We start from the raw sequence: 19,901 nt of genomic DNA, 5'->3' as shown, positions 1-19,901 counted from the left end.
TTCCATTTTTATTTTTAAAAAATGATGGTCAAAACAGCGTCTTGAGCTTTCTGTTTGTAATGTAAGCTTCCAGCGGGCGATAGTCTCCATATTGAAAAAATCTTTTTTCCATTTTAGAATGAATCAATCGCTTCTTCTGACTTAATTCGTGAGTGTATGATAAGACCAATTAATGTTAGGATAATTAACGAACCAAGTGCTAAACGACTAGCAATATTCCCATAGCTTGCAAACGCTAAAGTTATACTTCCATAAAGCAAAGGACCAATAATAGAAGATACTTTTCCTGAGAATGCAAATAATCCAAAGAATTGCCCCCGTTTATCTTCTGGGGTAAGTTCTACGATGTATGTTCTAGTTGTCACCCACATGGATCCTAATGCGATTCCAAACATACTTCCAGCTACCCAGAACATGAACTCATTTACAGCAAACGTTGCGATAATTAACGCTACTAAAAGCAAGATTCCCACATATTTTACCGCTCTATTCGACCCTACTTTTTTCGTAATCAAGCCAAAAACAAACGACCCAATGATACTTGATACTGTAGATACAAGGTAAAGCAAAATAAATTTCCCTGTTGAGAACCCTACGATTGTCTTTGCATATACAGCCATCATTGCAATGGTTGTTGCTATTGCGTCATTTAGAAAGAAGTATGCAATCATAAATGTAAAGATGGACTTATAAGCTCTCATTTCTTTAAATGTTTTACTAATTTCTTTGTACCCTGAAAGAAATGAACCACTTTTCTTGTTAACGGATTGAACCGGTTGGTCTTTTACAAAAAAGAACAATGGCAGAGAGAAAACGAAAAAGAGTAGGGCAGTAGGAATAAACGCTTCATGGAAACCATCATCACCAACAAATGGATACACAGATAAGCCAACTAACGTGCCGATATATCCTACAGCTACCCCAAATCCAGAAATTAACGGAATTTCTTGTTTCGTTCCAAGATCAGAAATCATAGAGTCGTAAAACACTAGGCTAGAATGAAAGAAGAACTTCGCAATAATAAAACAAAATATAACTAGTAATAAATATAATGGCAGTCCAAATACGTTTGCATTCAAACTACTCTCAGCAAAAACACCCATTAAAACAATAGATAGTACCGAGATAGTTGTGAAAATGACAATGTATTTCTTTTTCCTTCCTGTACGATCAATAAGAACACCAAATAAAGGGGAAAAAATAACGAGGAAGAAACTAGCTATTGCATTAGCATAAGAAAGAAAGGTGCTTGCAATTTGGTTTAACACTTCATTCTCACCAATCGTTTCTTGCAAATAGAACGGAAAGAAAATGGTATTAATGTTAGAAGAAAATATCGTATTAGCAAAATCATATAAAGCCCATGACATTATTGGCAGAGTAAAATAAAGACTCAACCCTTTGCGTTGTTCGTTGTTATGATTCACCTGTGCATTCTGCGGATCCATCGCTTCAACTCCTTTTTTAAACTGAAAGTATATATTCCCTCCCTGATAATGATTATCCTCTAATTTTACAATGAATTAACAAAAAAATAGTCGAAATACTGTAACAATAACCAGTGTAATTTTCAGAATATTGTGTTATAATAATATTTATGCGTTTTTACTTATATTCTTAAATAGTAGAAACGCACTGATGATTGAATTATCCCCAAGGAAAGCAAAGGTCTACAGCTCAATGGAACGAATAAATATCGGAAAAGTCAATGCATTAATCGGCAATAGCATCCAACATATGAAAATTCTAATAACCTTAGTGCAATGAAGCGGAAATCACTGTTCTATTGCGAGATAATGAGGAATAGTCAAACCCATAACAGGCGAAGCCGAGGTGGCATGACTTGCTCCCTGAGGAAAATAAGTGGCTGGAGCGGAATGAAACGAACTTATGTCAGCAACAACTCATCATAAACATCAGAATGTTTAGAAAGGTGGAAACGCATATGCTTCGACAGAAGAAGAAACAACAAACGAAAAACCTCCTATTCAACACTTCAATTGAACTTTTTAAAAAACAAGGATTCCAAGAAACGACCGTCCAGCAAATCACCGATCAAGCAGGAGTGGCTAAGGGTACCTTCTTCAATTATTATCCCTCAAAAGAATCCATTCTCTTAGAAATAAGAATATCCCAGCTTCAATCCATCAATCAATTTGCAGAAAACGCTACACACCAATCAGCTATAGAAGCATTAATTATTCTCTTCCGTCGAATATCCGAACAAATGGACAAATACGGAAAAAAAGTAGCTCTATCTATATTTCAACTATTATATTCTCGACCTTCATTAACAATTCATGAAGCAACCCCCTATAATCAATTCCATGTCACAATAAGAACAATCATACAGGATGGTCAGATAAAAGGAGAATTTTCCTCAAAGATGGATTCCAGTCAGCTTGCTACTACTCTAACTAATACGTATTTAGGTAGCTTACTTTCTTGGGCTAGTGGCGCTGAAGATATACCCTTTACTGAGGTAATTCTAGATATATTAGCCCCTTTTCTTGAATTAATAAAAGTTGATAACTGAAATAAATCACTAAGTATAGCAAGAAATAATTCACCTAAATATCTGAAACCTCTTTCTTATTAACTTTTACATTTTTTTAACAATGTTTTTTACTAGACTATAGTAAAATAGGAAATAAGTATTATATCATTAAGGTCCGTTTGTATAGTTAAAGGAGAGGTTATTATGATTAGCTATATAGGTGACATTGCCGAAGAGGTTCCGTTCGTCCAATCGAATCATAAAAGTTCAGAAATATATGAAATCTTCGAACATTCACCATTAATAGAAGGAATCGTCGTTCTTGATGACGATCGACCCATTGGACTCGTGATGAAGACCAAGTTCTATCATAAGCTATCCTCTAAATATGGATTTGATGTCTATATGGGGAGACAAGTAGAGCTTCTTATGACCGAAAATCCATTAATAGTTGATTACTATACTCCCATTACAGAGGTTAGCTCTCTTGCAATGAATCGGAAACAAGATGACCTTTATGACTATATTATTGTCGAAAAAAACCGAGAAGTCATTGGAATCGTAAATATTAAAAACTTACTAATAAAAATTGCTGAGGAACAAGTACTGATAGCTCGGCATACAAACCCTTTAACCGGATTGCCAGGAAATACACTTATTAAAGAAAAAGTGATCGAAGCTCTCAAGCTGAGCCACTATACAATTTTATACGCCGACCTAGATCATTTTAAAGGATTCAACGATGTATATGGTTTCTCTAAGGGAGATGACCTCATTAGAGAAACAGCAAATATCTTAAATAAATATGTACTATTAAAACAAAAGGAGAAGGCATTCGTTGGTCATATTGGAGGAGATGACTTTATTGCTATCCTTCCTCATTATGAATATAATGCAATATGTGACTCGATTATTATGGAATTCACACAAGTCACCTCTCAATTCTATTCTGATGAAGACCTGAATAAAGGCCATATTCTCGTCCCCAACCGAAAAGGCGAGCTTGAAGAAACACCGCTTTGTTCCATTTCAATTGCAGTAGTAACAAATGAAGCTAGAACATTTTCAACCGTTGATGAAATTAGCGAGGAAGCCACACGATTGAAAAAAATCTGTAAGCAACAAGCCAATAGCTGCTTTGTACATAATAATATTAATAATGAAAAGAAGAGTTGCCTTTCATGTGTGTGAACATAAAGGCAACTCTTTTTTAATTAAGCTGTTTTCATACTCAAGTTACTTTTGAAAGATGGGCAGTTTTCTGCTCCAGGATACTGGCTTGACGCAAGGAGTACGGGGAGTATCATCGGCTTCGCCTTTGAAGTCTCACCTTTCCCACTGCTCCCTCAGGCGTCTTTCGTCCCTTCTTTTCAATCGCATAGCCTTCGTATGAAGAGGGAATCTTACTTAGTCTAAACAACAACCTTTTAGATGTCTTTAATTATGACCTAGACTTAACTACGACCGTTCCTGCAATAAGATCATGCAATGCTTGCTTCTTATCTGTAAAACCAGCCATAATATAACCAATGAAGAAAATAGAGGACAAAAATGCCATAGCTAAATATCGTCCAAGCCCCCGCCAAAATGAGATTTTAAGGCCATTTTTATCCATTACCTTTAGACCAAGAAGTTTCTTTCCAACCGTACCTTGCCATTTAGACGCATGTAAGCCAGCGTAGTAGAGAACTGTTATTATTAGATTCACTAATACAGTTACAACTAGTGCACCTAAATACGACCCTAGAACTGCCATTACTTCCGCATCTGACATTTCTTGTTCAAGGTTTGGGTCTGCAATGATCATGTCAAGGGTACCAGAGGCACCAAAAAAGACTCCAAAAATAATGAGCGTAATGATCGTTAAAGGAATTCCTATTATTATAGAATCAATTAAATACGCTCCAAATCTCACCCAAAAGCCTGCATACTTTTGACCTTCATAACCCTCTTGCTCATAAGCTGTCTGCATAATTACCTCCTAGTTTACAATCAAAAATAGATAGAATAAAAGCTACATTTCTTATTTTACCAAACTTTAATAACCAGTAGGACCCAATAATGTCTTATTTTAATCCTTTTTTATCTAAAAAAGAGCAGGCATTTATTACTAATGCTGTACACTCAATAATAATTGCTCCTTCATCATCTTCGCTTGATTATGTTAAAATAGGACAACTAGGAGGCTGAAGAAGTTGGAACATTTAATAAATAAAAAGGTAAAACAAATTGAAATCTCTGGGATTCGGAAATTCTTTAATATGGTTGCCGACACAAAAGATATGATTTCTCTAACAATCGGTCAGCCAGATTTCCCGACTCCGTTACATGTAAAAGAAGCAGGTAAACAAGCAATAGATCAAAACTTCACTACATATACACATAATGCGGGTGATATTCGTTTACGAGAAGCAGCATGCCAATTCGTAAACGAAAAATATCGGCTTCAATATGACCCTTCATCCGAAATTATTGTTACAGCTGGTGCAAGCGAGGCAATTGACATCACTTTTCGAACGATTCTTACTGAAGGTGATGAAGTTATTCTTCCAGGACCTGTTTATCCCGGCTATGAACCGATTATTCATCTTTGTGGTGCAAAGCCTGTAATAGCTGATATTAGAAATAGCCAATTTCGGATGACAGCTGAAGTAATAAAAGCACATCTTTCACCAAATACTCGATGTGTTGTCATACCGTATCCATCTAATCCAACTGGTGTCAGTTTAACAGCTGAAGAACTTGGCGAGATTGCAGACCTTGTAAAAGGCAAAGACATCTTTGTGTTAGCTGATGAGATTTATAGTGAATTGATCTATGACCGACTTCATCATTCCATTGCTGCCAATTTAAGAGATCAAACGATTGTCATTAATGGACTTTCCAAATCACATTCGATGACAGGGTGGAGAATTGGATTCCTATATGCTCCTGCCTATTTAACTAAGCATATACTAAAGGTCCACCAATACAATGTCACTTGTGCGACATCAATTGCTCAAATGGCCGCCCTACAAGCATTAACAGCTGGAAAAGATGATGCTCTTCCAATGAAAGTCGAATATGCTAAACGTAGAGAGTATGTTTATCATCGTTTGATACAAATGGGGTTAGAAGTCGTTAAACCAGATGGAGCTTTTTACTTTTTTGTTAAGCTCCCAAACGATACATTAAGCTCATTCGATTTTGCACTTGAGCTAGTTGAGAAGGCAAAGGTAGCCGTTGTTCCGGGGAGTGCTTTTTCTGCATATGGAGAAGGATATTTCCGCTTATCTTTTGCTTATTCTCTTGAAACATTAAAAGAAGGATTAGACAGAATAGAAGATTATTTACAAAAAGCATAATAAAAACGCCCCCATGTAAAGGAATATCCTTAACATGGGGGCTCTCATTTTAGCTTGTATACTCACCATTATTTTTAGAAGATTTTTCTTTTTTGGCTTTATCCTTATGCATTTTGTTTGCTGCTGCACTACCCACTTCATGAGCAAACTCTTCATTTAAAACAGCTGAATCAAAGCCTTTTTTATTTTTTTGTTGTGGATCATTTTTATTCGTTCGTTTTGCCATTATTATGCCTCCTTTTTGATACTCTCTTATTTTCTTAAAGGAGGTACATTTTATCCAAGTTATTTATTTCCAATATTTATATAATGCCTGAGTTCCACTATTTTCTTCTCCAGCTTGTGCTAACCGCGTGTACAATGATTGAGCCAATGCTAACCCTGGTGTATCCATTCCCATCGCTTCTGCTTCAGCTAGTGCAATCGTCATGTCCTTAATAAAGTGTTTGATATAAAAGCCAGGCTCAAAGTTATCTTCAATCATTCGTGGAGCTAGATTCGATAGTGACCAACTTCCAGCTGCACCTGATGAAATACTCTTCAAGACAGTCTCTGGATATAATCCCGCCTTTTCAGCATAAACAATTGCTTCACACACCCCTATCATATTAGAGGCAATTGCAATTTGATTACACATCTTCGTGTGCTGACCTGCTCCAGCCTCTCCTTGATATACTATGTTTGTGCCTAATGCTTCAAATACAGGAGAGACAGCTTCAAAATGTTCCTTTTCTCCCCCTACCATAATGGAAAGACGAGCCTCTCTTGCACCAATATCTCCACCAGAAACAGGTGCATCAAGAGCATGAATTTGCTTTTGGGCGGCTTCAAGATATATTTTCTTCGCAAGTGTAGGAGTAGATGTTGTCATATCTATCATGTATGTTCCTTTTCTTCCATTTTCTAAGAGTCCGTTTTCCCCTAAATAAATTTCTTCTACATCAGAAGGATACCCTACAATCGTAATAATTACATTCGCTCTTTCAGCCACTTCTTTAGGAGATTGAACCCATTTAGCTCCTTGCTCAATTAAGGATTCAGCCTTGGTCTTTGTTCGTGAATAAATAACGAGTGGGTAACCTGCCTCTATCAAGTTATTTACCATGCTTTTCCCCATAACACCTGTTCCGATAAACCCAATAGTCGTATTTTGTTTCGTTTGTACCAATTCAATTCTCCTCTCGCTTATCTTCTAGTATCTATCTTAATTCTAATAGCTTCATTAGAAAACCATTAACTGTTCTTATGATTAGGAATTTTTTTCATATCCCCTTCGTTAAAGGGAAGTCCTACATCCTTTTTTCCACAAAAAAAGGGACTAAGCTCCAGTCCTTAGTCCATTTCACTCCAATTGCATGCACATTTATTAATATTCCCTAATTTGCTATAACTTATTCTAAAGTTGAGAAGAAAAATGGGTTAAAAATGATTTTCCTAACACTTTATGGTCATTGAATATCTCAACTGATACCGCATCTCTTTGTCTAATCATCTCTTTAATTTCTGAAACATGTAAATCTTTTAGTAAAGGAATTGGCTCCATATAGATCACTTCATCCTTTTGCTTATCTACTTCTAAAAACTCTCCTCTATATACGAAACGCTCGCCATATATTACTTCATCTGTACCTAATGCTGCAGCAAGTTGCTTATTATGTATAGAAACCCTAACTTTATATAATTCCTGCTCTGAGAAAATATGTGGATTAATCTTAAACCTAAATTGAATTTCGTTCCTTTTGGTAAGAAGTACTTCAGCATATCGATTAATAATCGTGCTTTCATCATCAAATGTGCATCCTGAGAGTAAAACAGAAGCCATAAAGGGGACGAGAAGCCATTTTCTATAAATGTTCATTACACTACCTCCTTACCTCTACCATGTCCGATAAATCGTGCAATTAAACTTGATTACAGCTGTTTTTCTATATACTTTCACACTTTCTTTCATTTCAAAAGGTTGTTTTCGTATACATCGTCTCTATCGAAACATGGGGAGTTTTCCCCTCCAGATATCTGCTTGGGGTTGAGGTGAGTATCCTCTTCGCCTGTGGGATCTCACCTGCCCAACTGCTCCCACAGGCATCTCACATCCTTCCGGTCCTAACTGCTAGCCTTCTTAGAGTTTTAGTTCTTTTGTATTTACAACAACATCTAGTAAACACGTCCTAGCTTCAAATAAACGGTGAATTTATTAATGAAGTACCCTGCTTATAAATTGTGCTTGAATTTCATAAATTTCATTTTGACGTTGTTCTTTCGCCTTTGAATACTTATCCTTAAATAGAAAGCTAATAATCGTTGATAACATATTCATCATCCTTTTTCGATTTGATAAGTTTATTTTAGGAAAAAATCTTACTTTCCAAAACAATCAAGGGAATGTATTTCTCTCCACCTTAGGTCTGATTCAGAAATATTCCATAGTAGGAGAACGTTTTACAACATCATTTGTCACTTTATAAGGCGAGTATATTATTTATGTGTCCCTTTTTCGTTTATTTCGTTCAGATTGGATACAAAAAAAACACATTAAAAAAGACTGGGCTATGTAGCACCAGTCCAAAATAGGGGGAAAATGAAAATGATTAGCTTACTCTTAGAGTTAACTAAGTGTTAATTAACATATACCCCATAACAATATTTAATAAACTGACAAAAAGGAAATTTATTAGCGCTCTAAGTTAGCAGCAGCGTGAACTGCTGTCATAACCTCTGATGTAGTGCTCATTTGAAGCACTTCATTCGCTAACTTTTCCATATCTGCTTTGTTCAAGCTTCTGATTAGAGAACGTGCTTTTAGGATGGAAGTTGCACTCATTGAAAACTCATCTAAGCCTAAACCAATTAGGATTGGAATTGCAACTTCATCACCAGCCATTTCTCCACACATACCTGCCCATTTTCCTTCTTTATGAGCCGCATCAATAACCATTTTAACAAGCCTTAAGATGGCTGGATGATACGGTTGATAAAGATAAGAGACTCTTTCGTTCATTCGGTCTGCAGCCATTGTGTATTGAATAAGGTCATTTGTTCCAATACTGAAGAAGTCTACTTCCTTCGCAAATTGATCAGCAATAACTGCTGTTGATGGAATTTCAACCATAATTCCAACTTCAATTTTCTCAGCAACAACAACACCTTCGTTCATAAGCTTTTGCTTTTCTTCTTCTAGAGTTGCTTTTGCTTCACGAAATTCATCAAGCGTTGCAATCATAGGGAACATAATTTTTAAGTTTCCATATGTGCTTGCTCGTAATAGTGCTCTTAACTGAGTACGGAACATTCCTTGCTCCTCTAAGCAAAGACGAATTGCACGGAAGCCTAAGAATGGGTTCATTTCTTTCGGAAGGTTTAAATATGGAAGCTCCTTGTCTCCACCAATGTCTAATGTACGAACGACGACAGACTTTCCTTCCATTCCTTCTAGAACAGCTTTATAAGCTTCAAATTGCTCCTCTTCTGTAGGAAGTTGCTCTCTACCCATATAGAGGAATTCGGTCCGGTATAGACCAACACCCTCACCACCATTATTCTTTACACCTTCTAAATCTTTAGGTGTACCAATATTGGCAGCTAACTCTACATGATGGTTATCAGCTGTATATGATTTTTCATTTACAAGCTTAGCCCATTCAGCTTTTTGAGCTTCGAAAGCAGCGTGCTCTTCTTCATATTGTTTGATGATTTCAGAAGAAGGGTTAATATGTACTTCCCCTTTTAACCCATCCACAATAACGAAATCTCCATTTTGAATATCTTTTGTGGAAGATTTTGTACCAACAACAGCAGGAATTTCCATTGAACGAGCCATAATGGCTGAATGGGATGTTCTTCCTCCAATATCTGTTGTAAAGCCTTTCACAAATTGGCGGTTTAATTGAGCCGTATCAGAAGGAGTTAAGTCCTCTGCAACAATAATTGTTTCTTCTGCGATCATACTTGGGTTCGCTACCTGAACACCCAATAAATGGGAAAGGACACGCTTAGTTACATCTCTAATATCTGCAGCACGTTCTTTCATATATTCATTATCCATTGATTCAAACATCGTAATGAACATATCTGCAGTTTCTTTTAAAGCGATTTCAGCATTCACATTCTCAAGTTTTACTTTATCTTCAATAGGGTTTACAAGCTCTGGGTCACTTAATACTAATAAATGTGCTTCAAAGATTGCAGCTTTGTCTGCACCTAGATCCACTCTCGCCTTTTCTCGAATGGCTTCGAGCTCCACTTTTGATTTGATTAATGCAGCTTGAAAACGCTCTACTTCAGCTTGAACATCTTCGACTGATTTTTTCTCAAAAGAAAGGTCTGGCTCAACGAGACGAAAGGCTTTTGCCATTGCGATACCGCTTGAAGCAGCAATTCCATTTAATAAATTCATTACTCAGCTAAGCCCTCGTTTTTTAAAGTTTCCTCAAGGCTATCTAATGCAGCTTGCTCATCGCTACCTTCAGCAATAATTTTAATTTCAGCGCCTTGACCCACACCTAGAGACATAACACCCATAATTGACTTTAAGTTAACTTTTTTGTCCTTATATTCAAGTTGAATATCAGAATCAAATTTACTTGCAGCTTGTACAAGTAGAGTAGCAGGACGTGCATGGATTCCTGTTTCAGCGATTACTTTAAATTGTTTTTCAGCCATTGCGATCAAGCTCCTTCAATATCTAAATTTTCGATTTTAGCTGTCTAATCAGCTTATCAATAGTTGAGATGCTACTGCTGTTTTATTTTTTCCATACATTCTTTAATCATGTATAATGCAAGTACATCTTCCCCATAATTAAGTCATCAGACAACTGACAACCACAGAAAAAGAATAGCATTTCCAATAGGTATTCACAACGAAAAAACCCTAAAATTAAAGGATTTTTCACAACTTTTTTAGTTAAACGCTTTCATTTTCCAATCTTTTCTTTTCTTTACACGATTGAAGGTTATTCGTGGCAATTTTCATTTTCGCAATCGTCCCTTTAAATGTGGTAGGATGATCCTCTTCAATACCAGCGTATAAATTAACTAAGTCATTCACAGATCTTGCTAATAATTCAACCGAATGTTTCAATTCGCGTTCATCATATGTGACTCCGTCTTCCATTAATTCCGCTAGTATATCTAGAGAAAGACTCTTAACCCTCAATGCGCGTTCTATGTCTCTTCTCATTCACTCACCCTCTTCAGCTATTTGCCAAATTATATGATGAAAAGCTTAAATACATGAGTGAAGGGACCATCATTTTTCAATAGGATATCCTCTCTACCCTTTTGGCCATCCATTCAAGATTTGCCGAGAAGTCTTCCATATGTTTCGCTTTTGTTGGGTTAATTCTCCGGTTTCAATCATTTGCTGTTGCTTCAGCTTTAAATCATTTTTCAAGTTATTTAGCTGTTCCCTAAACAACATTTCATTAAATTCATAGAGTAAGTCTTCCCCATAACGAATATGTTCATATATTTCAACGATATTTATATATTTCTCCAATCCGATCCGCTTTAGCCATTCCTGCAATGTTTCACTATGATTCCTTCCTACTTGTAGCTTCCTTCCATATCTCTCAAGATCGTAGACTCCACTTCTAACAATGTGAGATGGAGGCGTAACAGAAGTTCTCTTCAAGAATGGAAATTGATTTACCTTTCTTAATTCTTCTTTTTCCATCCTATTAATATTTTCAAGCTGAGTATTAGATAATTGATTGTTTACTTTCTGTTTGTTAAACAGATAATATATAATCCCTACAATTGAAGCAATGAATACAAGAATTAGGATTAATTCTAAATTAACTATTTGAACTGGATCGTTTGTTTGCAATACTTCATTTTCAGCTTTATTGTATTCTGATTGCCCATTCTGCTCAAACCCTTCAAGTCTGTCACTCCAGTTTTGCTTTTCAGCCCATTTGAAGAAAGGAGAGAATATTAACCCACTTAGCCATGCAGCTAATTTTAACAAACTAAAAAAAACCCATTTCAAAAAATTCATACTCAATGAAAGAAATAGCCCAGTTAAAATCATTCCAATGATGACAATTAGGTATTGCTTAAAGAAGATTTTCTTCTCTTTTATTTCTACTTCAAGCCTTAATAACCTGATTAGAAAATTTCCTACTAGACTAAAGCCTATTTGTGCAATAAGCAAATAAAGGACAAGCTCCCAATTGGGGTATTGAGCAATTCCACCTAGAAAGACATGAAAAATGACAATTAATACAGTAAATAATAGTGCCTTCCCTGAAATTTCTTGATTCCAATCATTAAAATAGATAAGTGTTCGCCAAAAAGCAAAGGCTACTATTAATAAAGTAACGATTAGAGGAAATTGTATGAACCAGCTAATAAACATTATGAGAGGTACTATCATAAATAAAAAAAATATTTTTCCCTTTTCATTAAATATTTCCAAAAGCAAAGTAAAGCTCACGATAGTAAGAAATGAAACTAGAAAAAAGAAGAAAATAGGTGGTGATTGCTTATTAAACAGATAGAAGCTAGAGAAAAGCAATGCTCCTATGATTAACTCACTCATAAGATAATAAAGGACACTTAATATGCGCATCCAACTCATTTGATATCACCCATATCTAAAAACAATTGTGATGGAACTAATGAAGCCTCATCCTTTTCAATTTGAAGAAGAACAACTTGTTGGCCTTTTTTCGTTATCCGTGCAAAAAATTCCTTTGAATCCTTCGAAGCATTCCCACCTTGTATAAAATATGGTTGGTTCACTAAATGACGTTCATAAAAAAAGAGCATCTTATGATAAGGATAGATTGAACTATGATAGTCAATATGGGCTAACATCTCTAATACACGCTGAAGGTGGTCAGATCCTAATCCAACTGGAATATAATAAAAAGGTGTATGACCTGCCGTCCGAATATTAATCGAAATAGAGAAAGGAATATGATTTTTAACTGAAAAATAGGCGAGCTCGGCAGCACTGCTCACTAATGATTCTAAGTAACTAGAAATCGAATGAGCTTCTCCGATATTTAAGGATAAGTGCCACCCTTGTTCTGCGATTCTATCATACACCTTAGTTTGAAGAGCTTGCTTCCTAGCACTTGCTTTCCAATGAATCCGATTAAAGCTATCTGTGTTCAAATACTCTCGTGTCCCAGCTGGGGCTAGCAAATCTTCGTACACAGAGTCTTTAATAGGACTTTCCCCTAGTTTCATAGATAAATAGACTTCTTTATTTTTGACTGGGATGGTCCTTGGGTAAACAAGTACTTCTTGCTTTACCATGTATTTATATTCTAAAACCGTTTCACTAAAACCAAAGAAATGGGGAATATGAAGCTCTATTTTCCTAATTTTAGCTAGTCCTCTCCTATTTGTTTGATAAGGTATTTTTATTTTAATTTTTTGCCCGTAGCCTAATGAAAAAGGAGCCATAATTTCATACTTGTAAAGCCTAGCCTCAACTGATGTATCAATAGGTTGTACTACTTCATCAAATGTGATGCGAATATCCCCATTCATAATAGGAACTCCCCTATTATCAAAAAAAAGCTCCCACTCTCCTTTTTCACCAACAAAAAACTTCCTTCTTACTTTCCTATTGTCGAAAACCAGTTTTACTCCAAGCTTTTCCAAGTAATAATAATTAACAACTCGAATAACAAAAATGAGGGTGGCAGAGAAGAATAAAAGCCACGATTGAAGGTAAAAGCTAATTAACAACATAAGTAATGCGATTACACCTACTATAGAAAAAGAAATATTCTCAACTGTGTACTTTTTCCACTCCATGAAATCAGAAACCTTCTTCCACAGGGACCGATGTACTCTCTAACAAGTCTTTAATAATATGATTTGTTGTTTTGGTCAATGTAGCTTCAGTTGAGAGAATAATGCGGTGGCCAAGGACAAAGGAAGCCATTTCTTTAATATCATTTGGAACGACAAACTCCCGTCCTTGTATATATGCCTTACCTTGAGCAGCCTTCATTAAGGCAATTGCCCCTCGAGGACTAACTCCCAGTTCGATTGCCTGATGCTCCCTCGATTTACGGACAATTTCTAGCAAATAGGTTTCAATGTCATCAGAAATTCGGACATTTTGAGCAGCTGCCTTCATTGCTTTAATTTCTTTACGGTTTATGATACAAGAAACTTGAGGAGCAGATCCTTCCCCTCTATGTAAGCTTAACAAAGCTCTTTCTTCATCAAAACTTGGATATCCGAGTTGCATTTTAATAAAAAAACGATCCAATTGTGCTAAAGGAAGCGGAAAAGTCCCTTGTTGGGATTCAACAGGATTTTGTGTGGCAATGACAATAAACGGCTCCTTCAATGCAATTGTATGGCCATCAATAGTTACTTGTCGTTCTTCCATTACCTCTAGCAAACTAGACTGCGTCCGAGGTGTAGCCCGGTTAATTTCATCTGCAAGCAACACATTTGTCACAATGGGACCAGGACGAAGTTCAAACTCTTGTTCCTTCGGATTAAAAAATTGAATTCCTGTTACATCACTAGGTAACACATCTGGGGTAAACTGTATGCGTGAAAATTCACCATCAATAGTTTTCGCAAAAGATTTAGCGAGCATGGTCTTACCTGTACCTGGGACACTCTCCAATAACACATGCCCATTGAACAATAAAGCTACTGCTAGGAGCTCGACCTCTTGCTCTTTCCCAATGATCACTTTACTAATTTCTTCTTTTAACCTTGATATCTTTTCAATATGATTCATCAGATCCTCCTACATACACTCATTTATTTGAAACAACTACAACCAGACTGTAAGAACATTACGTCTTCACCATATTGCATATTGCATTTATGTCTTCTAATATGTATGATTTTACTAAACACGTTAATTGTTTACAATATTTTCAAAGTTATTTAAATAAGGTGATCAATATGATATATAGACGTGATGAAGCTTTTCGATTCGAATTTAATCGTCCGATTCACGGTACATTTAAGCTATTGAAGATTAACGATAAGAGCGGTCAATCCAAACTTGGATCTGCTGACATCATTGATTTATCTCCAAATGGATTAAGGTTTGAATCAGGATTAGATTTGCCACTTGAACAAAACTCCCTTTTAATTGAGGTTAACTTTATCTTAAATGAGAGATTAATTCGGATTCTTGGTACACCTAAATGGAAAAAAACACACGGTACTCGGTATATTTATGGTTTCACCGGAATAAATGATCAGGAAACCAAAAAAGAAATTATTGAAGAACTTAAAATATACTCAAAAAAAGCGCTTCAACAAGAAAACCAAAATGAAGAATGAGGCTGGGACATACGTATTTCAGTCAATGGTATACCCGAACGAGTAAAAGGAGTTATCTCCTTATACTCGTTCGGGTATTTTGTTTGTTCGGAAAACAAATTTATTAAAAATAGTGGAATGGAGCGAAAGAACTCGACTACTAAGGGAAATAGAGGAAAGTCTGAAACTCCAAAGCCTAGCGAAGAGGCTCAGATTCCTCCCCGCGGAAAGCGAATGTCTGCAGCGCAGGTGGACCGAACTTGTTTTTACAACCCTAAATATTTCAATGAAACAACCAAGAGTTTAGTCAGCTCAATTATTATGAAATTATTGTGAAGATTCATTGATTTACAAAAAAATTACGTTTCTATAATAGTACTCTAAAATTCGTTTCTTATCATGAAAGTAACCTTTTTTAGGAGGGGACTTCATGGTATCTCAAATATTGATCTGCATTTTATTTGTCATAGTCGTTTTTCTATTTAATATCGCATTATTAAGAAAAAGGTAGACAACTTAGCGGGAAATAAGAAAAACGTACATTAAGAGCGTTAAAAAGGAAATCTATTTTTTCCACTAATGCAAAAAGACACTTTCAATATATAATGAAAGTGTCTTTTTTAGTATTCTAGTTAATTTGCTTTATTCATAATGACTGCCTTTTCAGTGAAGCGCCGATGGAGGTTTAACAGCCCATCTAACTCAATGCTTGTCTGTATTGTCTGTGGACTTGTCATACCAGTCTTGTTTGCTATCATAATCATCTCTCTTCTTTTTGTCTCAATTAGTTTTAAGAGATCCTCACAATTATAACCTTTTGACATCAGCGTTCACCCCCTTATATATTAAATATATTTTACTATAAAAAAGGAAAGGCATGTAGTATTTTCTTCATATTTCCAACGATAAATCTGCAAGATATTCAAAAATTTGACATTTATACCGTTATTTTGCGAACCTGTGATTGCCAATAGTAACTGTTACTTCACGAGATAAGATCCAATTACTCTTAGCTGTTTTTGGGTTGTAAAAATACAATGACCCTTTTCCTTGTCCACGAAAAGCTAATGCTTCATTAACCGCTTTTTTAGATGCAGAATCCGCTCCTTGATTAATGGAACCATTTTGTACGGGTGTGAATGCATAATACCCTTGATCCTTTTGATACACAACACCTTTAACGGAATTTGGGAATTGTGAGCTATCCACTCGATTAAGAATTACTGTGGCAACGGCCACCTTACCAGCATAGCTCTCTCCTTTTGCTTCTGCACTTACTAACTTAGCCATCAGATCTTTATCAGCCTGTGAGATTGTGCTAGGAATTGTCAATCTCTGTCCAACATGAAGTAGATTACTAGTTTGATTGTTACGCTTCTTTAGAGAAGCAACAGGAACACCGTAACGAGAAGCAATCTTCCAATAAGTTTCTCCAGATTGAACCGAGTGTGACACTTCAGCAGCACTTGTCTTAGAAGTAACACCAAATCCTAATAATGAGCAAGCTAATGTTGTTGTAACTACAAGTTTCTTAAGTTTATGCATACAATAACCTCCTAGTAGTTGCGATATCTCTACTACTAGGCTAACAGCTGTAATATTTCGATTCACTATCCAAAGATTGGAATCATATTTTCAAGTGCTTCAACACCTGTTATAAAGTTACTAATCTGCTTTTTGGTAAAATTATCAAGATCTTTTTTTGCACAACTGCATAGCTGTTACAGGGAAATAAATCCAGTAAAATATCGTATATGTCAAACATATTACAACTTTAACGCTACGTTAACTAGCTTTATTTACGATCTTGGTGTATCCATATACCGATATAGAACATCCCCACCTCTTTGAGCAATTCCTCTAAAATGTTTGAAATCATCTCTACCGACTAGATGTTTTCGAAAATCGAGAAAATCCTCTCTTTTTACATAGAGCTCTGACAGTTCTTTTTTCTTCAATTGATTTGATATTTCATCTACATATTCTTTTTCCAATTTGTTTCCCTCCCATTACTCAAAAAGAAAGTTTACTAGTTTATTCATGTTCTAGCAATTAACCAAAAAAGAAATTTGTCGAAATTTCCAAGGAAATAGTGTTACCTATTTTCCTAGTTTAATCGATTCATCAGTAAAGGCAACTGGAGAGCGAACTTGACGGATAAATATAATGGTTACAATTAATAAGGAGCAAGTTCCAAATCCCAAGACCATTTTTTTAAACCCGACCGTATCCAGAAATAGACCAGTACTTAACAGCACAACCTGAAATAGGATTCGATCCATCATATTTCGAAATGAAAAAAAACGTCCATGAATTTTTTTTGGAACCTTTTTTTGAAATAAAGTTGCTGTTAGTGGGAAAAATGCACCGGCTGATAATCCGAATAGACTAAATGTAATAATTGACATCATTTTTGTATCTGAAAAAAATAGAGATAAATGCGCAACAGCAATTAAAAATGAACTACCTAACAAGATAGGAATGATATTTTTGCCTGTAGAGATTTTCTTAATTAAATAGGCTCCTACCATAATAGCAATTCCTTCCGTAGTGTATAATACTCCTTTTATAGCAGAGTCACCTTGCATTTCACTTATTTTTAACACCATTAAATTAAAGCTACCAATAAATGAAATGGGTACAAGCATTAGAACGAGACCTGTTAAGATGGCAGGGGTTGTCTTAATAATTGGCCAGATTTCTTTAAATCCTTCCTTATTTCCTGCTATAAAGGATGTGCTTTCGGTTTCCTCTTTCATATCTAGGGCAAATGTAAATAAGAATATCATAATATATGAGAAGAACGTGTATAAATACAACGAAAATAAACTAACATAGACAAGCATAAAACCACCTAAAGCAGTTCCAATTATTCTCGCCATTGTTCCTACATTCATATGAATTCCATTGATTGTTAGTAGCTTTTCATCAGAAACAATCAATGGAATTGCCGCCTGAAGTGCCGGAAAATAAAAAGCCGCTGAAATTCCTATCCCCATCATATATATGATCATCCAAATAACACTCTCTTGATAAATAGCTAAGAACATAAAGAGTACAGAAAAAATCCGAATGATCCCGGCATATAGCATAATTGACTTTTTAGAATATTGGTCGATGACCTTCCCTGCTATAGGACCCAATAAAACACCTACAAACAAACCTGAAAATAGAATGAGCGATTTCATGAAATCAGACGGAACATGTATTTGTAAGAACTCCAAATTCCCAATGATTCCCACCCACATACCTAAACCTGCTATCCCTTCCCCAATCATTATTATCCAAATATTCTTATTAATTTTCATGGTGAACTCCTAATTTTGTATTGTTTCGTAATACTAAATATCATAAACATTTTAACACCAAGTGTCTAGATTGAATTGTAACTAATTTCCACTTTGGGCTTTAAACTCTTTTCGTAATCTAGTAATCTTATATTAGATTTCCATAAATGTACAAATTTAATCCAAATTCCTTTACGAATCTATATTATTCGTGCAAACTTATGGTAAAATATTAGGAAGTCTAAATAAGGAGAGGAATCTATTGAAAATTGCTGAAGTAGGAAATGTCATTGAATTTAAAGAAGGCTTACAAGGCGTTGTTGAGAAAGTAAATGAAAACTCTGTTATTGTTGACTTATCTTATATGGATAATTATAGGGAGCTTGAGTTAGATCAACGCACTGTAGTAAACCATAAAAACTATAAAATTATACAAGAATCTGTTACAAAATAAATTGTAAGCGTTTATTCACCCTCCTACGAAATAAACATAAGGTACATATTGTTGTAAAAACTTACAGCGGCAGTCGTTTCTACTGGTGAAAATAGTGAACAATAAAAAATAGTTAAATAGAACATCAAAAAGGCTATTTATCCATATTTGGGGTAAATAGCCTTTTTTAGTCCATTATAAAACGAGACATTACTCCTTATTTTCTGCTAGTTCTTTCATCGATTTTACTTTCCCGTGGGGGTTTTGGTCTTGCTTTCTAACTGTCCATTCTCGCTCTTTTTCACGTTTTGACTTTGTCATCCAATTCCCTCCTTTCTTCCAATAATAGCTTTCACCTTTTGTAACGAATTTATTTAAAAATTGGCAAACAAATCTTTCCCTACTTTTTCATCAAAAAATTTGTTAAAATAGTGTTTGGTTTCTTTGAGAAAGGGGTTTAACGCAAATGAAAAAATGCGCATATGACTTAAAGCTCGTTGGTGGTTTCCTGTTAGCGCATCTGTTATTGTACTTTTCTTTTCAAGATAAAAATATATTTTGGTATATATTTACCGCTTCATTGCTCATCTTGATCAGTTATTCAATCCTAATCGAACAACTTGAGGACAAGGCGTCATTTAGTGTTTATATTATTTATGGCGTTGTATCAGGAGCACTCCTCTACGGACTATTTTGGACTGGGTATTCTTTATTAGATTTTCTTAACCTACCATTCCTTGATGACGTATCAAAGCTCTATAATCGATTTGCCCCGTCGTTGATTTGGCATTATATTGTTCTTCTACTGGTTATTATTCCCGGTGAAGAGATTTTTTGGCGTGGGTTCATTCAAAAGCGAATTGTGAAGCACACCAATGTGTGGATTGGAATTATCGTTTCAGCTTTATTGTATTCATCAGCTCATTTATATTCTGGTTATCCCATTTTAGCCCTTGCAGCATTAGTCGCTGGAATTTTTTGGGGTATTTTATTCGCGTGGAAACGTAGCCTTCCGATGGTAATCGTTTCTCACCTGATTTTTGATCTATTATTGTTTGTTGTCCTACCATTACAGTGAAAATC

Annotated in this window: 22 protein-coding genes; 6 read left to right on the top strand and 16 right to left on the bottom strand. The window is 35.5% G+C overall.

The features are described 5' to 3' along the window. Positions 1–113: 113 nt before the first annotated feature. Positions 114–1,448, bottom strand: coding sequence for an MFS transporter (locus tag LS684_RS07145; protein WP_233810928.1), 1,335 nt, complete (start codon positions 1,446–1,448; stop codon positions 114–116). Positions 1,449–1,945: 497 nt separating this feature from the next. Here LS684_RS07145 and LS684_RS07140 point away from each other — a divergent pair, with 497 nt between their 5' ends. Both LS684_RS07140 and LS684_RS07135 read left to right on the top strand, forming a co-directional pair. Beyond that, positions 1,946–2,536, top strand: a complete 591-nt coding sequence (locus LS684_RS07140) for a TetR/AcrR family transcriptional regulator (RefSeq protein ID WP_233810927.1) — start codon at positions 1,946–1,948, stop codon at positions 2,534–2,536. A 165-nt stretch (positions 2,537–2,701) separates the two neighbouring features. Beyond that, positions 2,702–3,688, top strand: coding sequence for a GGDEF domain-containing protein (locus LS684_RS07135; RefSeq protein ID WP_233810926.1), 987 nt, complete (start codon positions 2,702–2,704; stop codon positions 3,686–3,688). Between the two features lie 250 nt (positions 3,689–3,938). On the opposite strand, the gene LS684_RS07130 is transcribed toward LS684_RS07135, so the two are convergent. Further along, positions 3,939–4,469, bottom strand: a complete 531-nt coding sequence (locus LS684_RS07130; protein WP_233810925.1) for an RDD family protein — start codon at positions 4,467–4,469, stop codon at positions 3,939–3,941. A gap of 223 nt (positions 4,470–4,692) precedes the next feature. Here LS684_RS07130 and LS684_RS07125 point away from each other — a divergent pair, with 223 nt between their 5' ends. Next, the gene (locus LS684_RS07125; RefSeq protein ID WP_233810924.1) at positions 4,693–5,841 is read left to right on the top strand and encodes an aminotransferase A; all 1,149 of its coding nucleotides are present in this window, start codon (positions 4,693–4,695) and stop codon (positions 5,839–5,841) included. A gap of 49 nt (positions 5,842–5,890) precedes the next feature. Here LS684_RS07125 and LS684_RS07120 read toward each other — a convergent pair whose 3' ends face one another. From LS684_RS07120 to LS684_RS07080, 9 genes are all read right to left on the bottom strand, one after another. Continuing rightward, positions 5,891–6,067 (bottom strand): hypothetical protein, encoded by a 177-nt coding sequence (locus LS684_RS07120; RefSeq protein ID WP_233810923.1) that lies wholly within the window; start codon positions 6,065–6,067, stop codon positions 5,891–5,893. Between the two features lie 63 nt (positions 6,068–6,130). Then, positions 6,131–7,009: an NAD(P)-dependent oxidoreductase gene (locus LS684_RS07115; protein ID WP_267930379.1), complete on the bottom strand. Its 879-nt coding sequence runs from the start codon at positions 7,007–7,009 to the stop codon at positions 6,131–6,133. Between the two features lie 228 nt (positions 7,010–7,237). After that, entirely contained in the window at positions 7,238–7,699 is a 462-nt protein-coding gene (locus tag LS684_RS07110; protein ID WP_233810922.1) for a hypothetical protein, read from the bottom strand. A gap of 813 nt (positions 7,700–8,512) precedes the next feature. Continuing rightward, positions 8,513–10,234 carry a phosphoenolpyruvate--protein phosphotransferase gene (gene ptsP, locus LS684_RS07105; protein WP_233810921.1) on the bottom strand — a complete coding sequence of 574 codons (1,722 nt, stop codon included), beginning with the start codon at positions 10,232–10,234 and terminating at the stop codon, positions 8,513–8,515. Then, positions 10,234–10,500: a phosphocarrier protein HPr gene (locus tag LS684_RS07100; protein WP_233810920.1), complete on the bottom strand. Its 267-nt coding sequence runs from the start codon at positions 10,498–10,500 to the stop codon at positions 10,234–10,236. Before LS684_RS07100 ends, ptsP begins: the two co-directional genes overlap by 1 nt. Positions 10,501–10,743: 243 nt before the next feature. Beyond that, on the bottom strand, positions 10,744–11,019 hold the full coding sequence (locus tag LS684_RS07095) for a hypothetical protein (protein ID WP_233810919.1): 276 nt from the start codon (positions 11,017–11,019) through the stop codon (positions 10,744–10,746). A gap of 93 nt (positions 11,020–11,112) precedes the next feature. Further along, a complete protein-coding gene (locus LS684_RS07090) occupies positions 11,113–12,420 on the bottom strand; it encodes a hypothetical protein (protein WP_233810918.1) in 1,308 nt (435 codons plus the stop codon). Next, positions 12,417–13,613, bottom strand: a complete 1,197-nt coding sequence (locus LS684_RS07085; protein WP_233810917.1) for a DUF58 domain-containing protein — start codon at positions 13,611–13,613, stop codon at positions 12,417–12,419. Before LS684_RS07085 ends, LS684_RS07090 begins: the two co-directional genes overlap by 4 nt. Positions 13,614–13,617: 4 nt before the next feature. Beyond that, positions 13,618–14,562, bottom strand: coding sequence for an AAA family ATPase (locus LS684_RS07080; RefSeq protein ID WP_233810916.1), 945 nt, complete (start codon positions 14,560–14,562; stop codon positions 13,618–13,620). 170 nt (positions 14,563–14,732) lie between these two features. Between LS684_RS07080 and LS684_RS07075 the strand changes: the two genes are divergently transcribed. Continuing rightward, entirely contained in the window at positions 14,733–15,119 is a 387-nt protein-coding gene (locus LS684_RS07075) for a PilZ domain-containing protein (protein WP_233810915.1), read from the top strand. Positions 15,120–15,730: 611 nt separating this feature from the next. On the opposite strand, the gene LS684_RS07070 is transcribed toward LS684_RS07075, so the two are convergent. The 4 genes from LS684_RS07070 to LS684_RS07055 form a co-directional block, all read right to left on the bottom strand. Continuing rightward, positions 15,731–15,922: an aspartyl-phosphate phosphatase Spo0E family protein gene (locus tag LS684_RS07070; RefSeq protein WP_233810914.1), complete on the bottom strand. Its 192-nt coding sequence runs from the start codon at positions 15,920–15,922 to the stop codon at positions 15,731–15,733. A 121-nt stretch (positions 15,923–16,043) separates the two neighbouring features. Further along, positions 16,044–16,643: a cell wall hydrolase gene (locus tag LS684_RS07065; protein ID WP_233810913.1), complete on the bottom strand. Its 600-nt coding sequence runs from the start codon at positions 16,641–16,643 to the stop codon at positions 16,044–16,046. Positions 16,644–16,897: 254 nt separating this feature from the next. Continuing rightward, complete coding sequence (locus tag LS684_RS07060; protein ID WP_233810912.1) at positions 16,898–17,092, bottom strand: hypothetical protein; 195 nt, start codon at positions 17,090–17,092, stop codon at positions 16,898–16,900. A gap of 105 nt (positions 17,093–17,197) precedes the next feature. Then, a complete protein-coding gene (locus LS684_RS07055; RefSeq protein ID WP_233810911.1) occupies positions 17,198–18,406 on the bottom strand; it encodes an MFS transporter in 1,209 nt (402 codons plus the stop codon). A 241-nt stretch (positions 18,407–18,647) separates the two neighbouring features. Between LS684_RS07055 and LS684_RS07050 the strand changes: the two genes are divergently transcribed. Beyond that, positions 18,648–18,839 carry a YkvS family protein gene (locus tag LS684_RS07050; protein WP_233810910.1) on the top strand — a complete coding sequence of 64 codons (192 nt, stop codon included), beginning with the start codon at positions 18,648–18,650 and terminating at the stop codon, positions 18,837–18,839. 189 nt (positions 18,840–19,028) lie between these two features. Here LS684_RS07050 and LS684_RS07045 read toward each other — a convergent pair whose 3' ends face one another. Beyond that, the gene (locus LS684_RS07045; protein ID WP_233810909.1) at positions 19,029–19,139 is read right to left on the bottom strand and encodes a DUF6254 family protein; all 111 of its coding nucleotides are present in this window, start codon (positions 19,137–19,139) and stop codon (positions 19,029–19,031) included. A 145-nt stretch (positions 19,140–19,284) separates the two neighbouring features. Between LS684_RS07045 and LS684_RS07040 the strand changes: the two genes are divergently transcribed. Continuing rightward, a complete protein-coding gene (locus LS684_RS07040; RefSeq protein WP_233810908.1) occupies positions 19,285–19,896 on the top strand; it encodes a CPBP family intramembrane glutamic endopeptidase in 612 nt (203 codons plus the stop codon). Positions 19,897–19,901: the final 5 nt, after the last annotated feature.

The organism is Cytobacillus spongiae, from assembly GCF_021390075.1.
Note: the sequence above shows the minus strand (reverse complement) of the source record. Positions and strands in the feature narration are given on the sequence as shown.

Excerpts from the sequence above, each read along its gene's own strand:
- LS684_RS07145 (WP_233810928.1), bottom strand. The coding sequence starts at position 1,448 with ATGGATCCGCAGAATGCACAGGTGAATCATAACAACGAACAACGCAAA.
- LS684_RS07140 (WP_233810927.1), top strand. The coding sequence starts at position 1,946 with ATGCTTCGACAGAAGAAGAAACAACAAACGAAAAACCTCCTATTCAAC.
- LS684_RS07135 (WP_233810926.1), top strand. The coding sequence starts at position 2,702 with ATGATTAGCTATATAGGTGACATTGCCGAAGAGGTTCCGTTCGTCCAA.
- LS684_RS07130 (WP_233810925.1), bottom strand. The coding sequence starts at position 4,469 with ATGCAGACAGCTTATGAGCAAGAGGGTTATGAAGGTCAAAAGTATGCA.
- LS684_RS07120 (WP_233810923.1), bottom strand. The coding sequence starts at position 6,067 with ATGGCAAAACGAACGAATAAAAATGATCCACAACAAAAAAATAAAAAA.
- LS684_RS07110 (WP_233810922.1), bottom strand. The coding sequence starts at position 7,699 with ATGAACATTTATAGAAAATGGCTTCTCGTCCCCTTTATGGCTTCTGTT.
- ptsP (WP_233810921.1), bottom strand. The coding sequence starts at position 10,234 with ATGAATTTATTAAATGGAATTGCTGCTTCAAGCGGTATCGCAATGGCA.
- LS684_RS07100 (WP_233810920.1), bottom strand. The coding sequence starts at position 10,500 with ATGGCTGAAAAACAATTTAAAGTAATCGCTGAAACAGGAATCCATGCA.
- LS684_RS07095 (WP_233810919.1), bottom strand. The coding sequence starts at position 11,019 with ATGAGAAGAGACATAGAACGCGCATTGAGGGTTAAGAGTCTTTCTCTA.
- LS684_RS07090 (WP_233810918.1), bottom strand. The coding sequence starts at position 12,420 with ATGAGTTGGATGCGCATATTAAGTGTCCTTTATTATCTTATGAGTGAG.
- LS684_RS07085 (WP_233810917.1), bottom strand. The coding sequence starts at position 13,613 with ATGGAGTGGAAAAAGTACACAGTTGAGAATATTTCTTTTTCTATAGTA.
- LS684_RS07080 (WP_233810916.1), bottom strand. The coding sequence starts at position 14,562 with ATGAATCATATTGAAAAGATATCAAGGTTAAAAGAAGAAATTAGTAAA.
- LS684_RS07075 (WP_233810915.1), top strand. The coding sequence starts at position 14,733 with ATGATATATAGACGTGATGAAGCTTTTCGATTCGAATTTAATCGTCCG.
- LS684_RS07070 (WP_233810914.1), bottom strand. The coding sequence starts at position 15,922 with ATGTCAAAAGGTTATAATTGTGAGGATCTCTTAAAACTAATTGAGACA.
- LS684_RS07065 (WP_233810913.1), bottom strand. The coding sequence starts at position 16,643 with ATGCATAAACTTAAGAAACTTGTAGTTACAACAACATTAGCTTGCTCA.
- LS684_RS07055 (WP_233810911.1), bottom strand. The coding sequence starts at position 18,406 with ATGAAAATTAATAAGAATATTTGGATAATAATGATTGGGGAAGGGATA.
- LS684_RS07045 (WP_233810909.1), bottom strand. The coding sequence starts at position 19,139 with ATGACAAAGTCAAAACGTGAAAAAGAGCGAGAATGGACAGTTAGAAAG.
- LS684_RS07040 (WP_233810908.1), top strand. The coding sequence starts at position 19,285 with ATGAAAAAATGCGCATATGACTTAAAGCTCGTTGGTGGTTTCCTGTTA.